This window comes from Micromonospora sp. CV4 (genome assembly GCF_003667455.1).
Classification (GTDB): domain Bacteria; phylum Actinomycetota; class Actinomycetes; order Mycobacteriales; family Micromonosporaceae; genus Micromonospora.
The window spans coordinates 1-5,243 of sequence record NZ_RCVI01000119.1 but is presented as its reverse complement, the minus strand read 5'-3'; the positions used below and the strand labels follow the sequence as shown (position 1 = coordinate 5,243).

Below are 5,243 nucleotides of genomic sequence, written 5' to 3'. Positions count from 1 at the left end.
CCCGCCCTTCCCGACCTCGCCGTCGTCGTCTACGACCACGGCGCCGCCCCGGCCGCGCCGCCCGGCCCACCGGCGCCCTGGTGGCTCGGCGAGTGGACCGAGAGCTGGACCCCCCGCCAGCACGCCGACGCCGTCGACGCGGTGCGCGCCGCCATCGGCCGCGGCGACGTCTACCAGACCAACCTCGTTGGCCACGCCGCCGCCCGCTACACCGGCGACCCGCTGCCCGCCCTGAGCCGCCTCGGCGCGCTGCCCGGCGCCCGCTACGGCGGCGTGCTCACCGGCGACGGCTGGGCGATCGGCTGCGCCTCCCCGGAGACCCTCGTCGAGGTCACCGGCGGGCAGCTGACCACCAGACCCATCAAAGGCACCCGCCCGGCCACCGCCGTCGGCCGCGCCGAACTGCTCGCCAGCGCGAAGGAACGCGCCGAACACATCATGATCGTCGACCTGGAACGCAACGACCTGGCCCGCATCGCCCGCACCGGCACCGTCCGCGTCGACGACCTGTTCGCCGTACGCCGCTGGTGCGACCTGTGGCAGGCCGAGTCCACCGTGCGCGCCACTATCGCCGACGGCCTCGGCCTGGCCGACCTGCTGCGCGCCACCTGCCCCGGCGGCTCGGTCACCGGCGCGCCGAAACTCGCCGCCCTGACCCAGATCGACGCCCTGGAACCCGTCGGCCGGGGCGCCAGCATGGGCGCCCTGGGCTGGGTCGCCCCCGGCCGGATCGACCTCGGCCTGACCATCCGCACCGCCGCCGCCGACGGCGAGAGGATGCACACCTGGGCCGGCGGCGGCATCACCTGGGACAGCGACCCCACCGCCGAGGTCGCCGAAGCCGCCGCCAAGACCGCCCCGATCCGCGCCACCCTGGCCGGACGCTGAACCCGCCGCCACCGGCGATACGCTGACCCGCATGACCATGCGGCCCATCCGGATCATCGGCGACCCTGTCCTGCGCACCCCGGCCGAGCCCGTCACCACCTTCGACGCCGAACTGCGCGCCCTGGTCACCGACCTGATGGACACCCTGCTCGGCGCGCCCGGCCGCGCCGGCGTCGCCGCACCGCAGATCGGGGTCAGCGCCCAGGTGTTCGTCTACGACGCCGACGGGCACCGCGGCCACCTGATCAACCCCAGGCTGGAGCTGTCCGAGGAACTCCAGGACGACGAGGAGGGCTGCCTGTCCATCCCCGGCCTGTACTTCCCGACCCAGCGGGCCATGCACGCCACCGCCCACGGCGTCGACCAGCACGGCGAACCGCTGACCATCGCCGGCAGCGGCTTTCTCGCCCGCGCCCTGCAGCACGAGGCCGACCACCTGCGCGGCACGCTCTACGTCGACACCCTGCGCGGAGACATCCGCCGCCGCGCCCTGCGCGAGATCCGCGCCGGCCGCTTCGACTCACCCAGCCGCCGCCGCTGACCGGTCACCGGGCGGTCAACGTCCACTCGTCGTAGTCGGCGACCCGGGTGAAACCCACCCGCTCGTACAGCCGCACCGCCACCGCGTTGTCCGCCTTCACGTTCAACGTCACGTGCTCGACGCTCGCGCGCAGCCGGGCGCACAACGCCGCCACCACCGCCGCGCCCACACCCCGCCCCCGCCAGCGCGGATCGGTCGCCACGTTGCCCAACGCCGCCACCCGGTAGGCCGGCGACCACACGTGCACCCCGGCCACCGCCCGCAGCTCACCGCCGTCGCGCACCCCCACGTACTGGCCGGTGTCCAGCATCCGCGGGTCGAACCAGTTCTCCGGGTACGCCCGCACGTACAGCCGGCGCAGCGCCGGCAGGTCCGCCCCGCCGAGCACCACACCCGCCGGACGCACCCGCGCGAGACGGGCCGGATCGGTCAACGCCATCCGGTGGTGCCGGCCACCGGCGTCGAGCCGGAACGACCCGGCCAGGGCGTCGGCCAGCCCGGGGGACAGGTGCGCGTACAACCGGGCGGGCAGCACCGGCGCCACCTCCGCCAGCAACCCCGCCAACGCCGCGGTGTCCGCCGGCGCCGCGAACGCCAGCAACGTCGGCGGGTCCACCCCGTGATACAGCAACGCGACCTGCTCACCCCGACGGAACCACGAGGTGTACGGCCAGAAGAAGTCGTCCAGGTCGCCCAACTGGTAGGCGTGCAGCATCGGATCACGCCCCAGCAGCTCCGCCAGGACGGCCCGGTCGTGCTCCGCGCGCACCGGCATCAGCGCCGGCTCACCGGGCCAGCCACTGGTCGTGGCCGAGCTTCGCGACCAACGCCACCACCACCACCAGCAACACCACCCGCACGAACCCCGACCCGCGCCGCAACGCCATCCGCGCACCCAGCACCGCGCCGGCGATGTTGCACACCGCCATCCCCGCGCCCAGCAGCCACCACACGTGCCCGGTCACCCCGAACACCACCAACGCGCCGAGGTTCGTGCCCGCGTTGACGACCTTGGCCATCGCCGAGCCGTGCACGAAATCCGCACCCACCAGAGCGGTGAACGCCAACACCAGGAACGTGCCCGTACCCGGACCGATCAACCCGTCGTACAGGGCGATGCCGATACCCGCCAGCGCGATCGCCGCCGCCACCCGCGCCGGCGTGCGCCGCTGCGGCATCGCCACCACCCCCAGCCGGGGCCGCAACAGCACGAACACCGCCACCGACAGCAGCACCACCAGCACCACCGGCCGGTACGCCGACGCCGGCCGGCGGGCCCGGGAGGCGCTGGCGCTGGCCGCCACGGTGGAGGGATCCACCACCGAGGTGGTGCTGGCCAGCTCCGCGCTCGGCTTCAGCGAGGCCTACCTGGAAGACCCGGACGCCGGACTGGCGGTGATGCGCCAGGCGCTCGACACCGCCGAGCGCGCCGGCCGGCCGGAGGACGTGGCCTGCGCGTACCTGCACCTGGCCGAGCTGCTGACCGGCCCGCTGAACATCCTCGAAGAGGGGGTGGTGGTGGCCCGCCGGGGCGCCGAGCGGGTGGCCGAGCTGGGGCTGGGCCGCACCTGGGAGACCCGGCTGCTGGCCATCGCCACCAACGGGCTGTTCCGCGTGGGCCAGTGGGCCGAGGCGGAGAAGGTGGTCGCCGCCGCGCTGCGGCACCGCCCGTCCGGAGCGGACGCCGTCGAGCTGCTGCTGGCCCGGTGCCGGCTCTCGGTGGGCTACGGCGACATCGAGGCCGCCGACCGGGACCTCGACGCCGTGGCCACGGTGCTCGCCGGCGGCGGTGCCCGGCACGTCATCCCGCTGCTCACCCTGCGCGCCGGGCTGGCCATGTGGGAGGGCCGGCACGACGTGGCGCGGCAGGCGGTGCAGCGCGGCCTGACCGAAAGCCGCTCCGACGACGTGACCATCCTGTCCGCGCTGGTCTGGCACGGCCTGCGCGCCGAGGCGGAGGCGCACGCCAGCCGTACGGTGGCCGTCGACCCGACGGCGGTGCGGCGGCTGCGGGACGTGGCCGAGCGGGTCGCGCGCAAAAGCGCGTCCGCGGCACGTCCGGTCCGTTCGGTGGTGGACGGCTTCCTGGCGCTCTGCGCCGCCGAGGTGAGTCGGCTCGACGGCAGCGACCCGGAGCTGTGGGCCAACTCGGTCGCCGAATGGGAGCGACGCAACCACCCCTACCCGGCGGCGTACTCGCGGTTGCGGCAGGCCGAGGCGCTGCTGGCCCGGCGCAGCCGGGTGGCCACCGCCGCCAAGCTGCTGCGCGAGGCGTACCGGGTGGCGCAGGGGCTGGGCGCGGTGCCGTTGACCTCGGAGATCCGGGAGCTGGCCGGGCGGGCCCGGGTGTCGCTGGAGGAGCGCGAGGCCACCGACCGTCTGCGGGGCGCGACTCCGACCGAGCCGGCCGACGACGAGTTGGCGACGCTCACCGCGCGGGAGCGGGAGGTGCTCGCGCTGGTCGCCGAGGGACTGACCAACAAGGAGATCGGGCAGCGGCTGTTCATCAGCGAGCGGACGATCGGCGTGCACGTGTCGCACATCTTCGACAAGCTCCAGGTCCGTACCCGCGTTCAGGCCAGCGCCATCCAGTTGCGCAACCGGCGCGGCTGACCGACCGGTCGGTCAGCCGGCGCCTGTGCGCGCCCGGATACGTCGTTCTACTGATCCGGCGGTCGGTGTCGGCTGAAAGGCTGAGCACCGTCGACGGCGGCACGGGGGTGCCGCGGACCACCCATGGAGGAGAGATGACCGAACCGGTCTGGGGGCCCGTGCACCGGGACATCGTCGACCTGCTCGCCGACCATCCGGCGGACGTGCCGGCCGTCGTCGACCACCTCACCAAGCTCCAGGACATGCTGGTCCGGCTGCCTCCGTTGGAGGAGAGCTGCCCGTTGGCCGACTTCAACAAGCTCTACCTGACCATCACCAGCAGCGTCCTCGACGGGCTGTACGACGACCGCTTCGTCGACCCGGTGTTCCTGTCCCGGCTGGACGTCGAGTTCGCCGCGCGGTATTTCGACGCGATGCGACTGTGGACCGACTCCAGCCCGGGCACCCCGAAGGCGTGGTCGTGCCTGTTCGAGCGGATGCGCGGGCCGGACGCCCGGCCGCTGCCGTCGGCGGCCGCCGGGGTCAACGCGCACATCAACTTCGACCTGCCGTTCGCGCTGGTCACCACGTTCGACCACCTGGAGTCGGAGCCGGTCGACGGCAGCGACCAGCACCACGACTACCTGGAGATCAACAACATCTTCGCGGACAAGATCCCCGGCCTCCGTCGGGGTTACCTGGAGCGGTGGCAGCTGCTCATCGACATGCTCAACGGCGACATCGACGACTGGTACCAGGGGGAACTGGTCGAGTACACCCGCGATGTCGCCTGGCGCAACGCGCAGAAGATCTGGCGGTGCCGGCACGATCCGGACGCCCGCGAGTGTGAGCGCACGCGGTTGGACGACAACGCCGCGGCGCTCGGCCGGTTGCTGCTCTCGCCCCTGGGGGCGTTCCTGCAGTAGCCGGGACGGGGGGTCCCCGCGCTCCGCCCGATGGGGGGCGGCGGAGCGCGGGGACGCGTCCCGCCCCGCCAGCTCCCTGCACCCCGCGACGCCGCCTGGGGATCCGGTCGGCTCCGGGTGACAGCCGGCCGACCCCGGGGGGTGTCGACCGACTGCCGTCGTCGGCCGGCCCGGGGGGTGTCGGCCGGCGGCGGGGGAGCCGGCGGGGAGTGGGCCTCGCCGCCGGTGGCGCGAGATCCGACCGGACGGGGGGTGTCGCCGGGCCGGTACGGGGTACGCCCGCGCCATGACCGTCC

4 protein-coding genes and 2 pseudogenes are annotated in these 5,243 nt (G+C 74.3%); 4 read left to right on the top strand and 2 right to left on the bottom strand.

What is annotated here, in order from left to right:
* Both EAD98_RS01230 and def read left to right on the top strand, forming a co-directional pair.
* On the top strand, positions 1-888 hold an 888-nt coding region (locus EAD98_RS01230), incomplete at its 5' end, for a chorismate-binding protein (protein ID WP_121652247.1).
* Between the two features lie 31 nt (positions 889-919).
* Complete coding sequence (gene def / locus EAD98_RS01225) at positions 920-1,429, top strand: peptide deformylase (RefSeq protein ID WP_121652246.1); 510 nt, start codon at positions 920-922, stop codon at positions 1,427-1,429.
* Positions 1,430-1,433: 4 nt separating this feature from the next.
* Here def and EAD98_RS01220 read toward each other — a convergent pair whose 3' ends face one another.
* Positions 1,434-2,204, bottom strand: coding sequence for a GNAT family N-acetyltransferase (locus tag EAD98_RS01220; protein WP_121652245.1), 771 nt, complete (start codon positions 2,202-2,204; stop codon positions 1,434-1,436).
* A 10-nt stretch (positions 2,205-2,214) separates the two neighbouring features.
* Positions 2,215-2,697: pseudogene (locus tag EAD98_RS01215) on the bottom strand (TSUP family transporter); the annotation flags it as partial.
* Between EAD98_RS01215 and EAD98_RS31160 the strand changes: the two are divergent.
* A pseudogene (locus EAD98_RS31160) lies at positions 2,678-4,042 on the top strand (LuxR C-terminal-related transcriptional regulator); the annotation flags it as partial. The pseudogenes EAD98_RS01215 and EAD98_RS31160 sit on opposite strands and share 20 nt — an antisense overlap.
* Positions 4,043-4,176: 134 nt before the next feature.
* Positions 4,177-4,947, top strand: coding sequence for a DUF5995 family protein (locus tag EAD98_RS01205; RefSeq protein ID WP_121652244.1), 771 nt, complete (start codon positions 4,177-4,179; stop codon positions 4,945-4,947).
* Positions 4,948-5,243: the final 296 nt, after the last annotated feature.

Excerpts from the sequence above, each read along its gene's own strand:
- def (WP_121652246.1), top strand. The coding sequence starts at position 920 with ATGACCATGCGGCCCATCCGGATCATCGGCGACCCTGTCCTGCGCACC.
- EAD98_RS01220 (WP_121652245.1), bottom strand. The coding sequence starts at position 2,204 with ATGCCGGTGCGCGCGGAGCACGACCGGGCCGTCCTGGCGGAGCTGCTG.
- EAD98_RS01205 (WP_121652244.1), top strand. The coding sequence starts at position 4,177 with ATGACCGAACCGGTCTGGGGGCCCGTGCACCGGGACATCGTCGACCTG.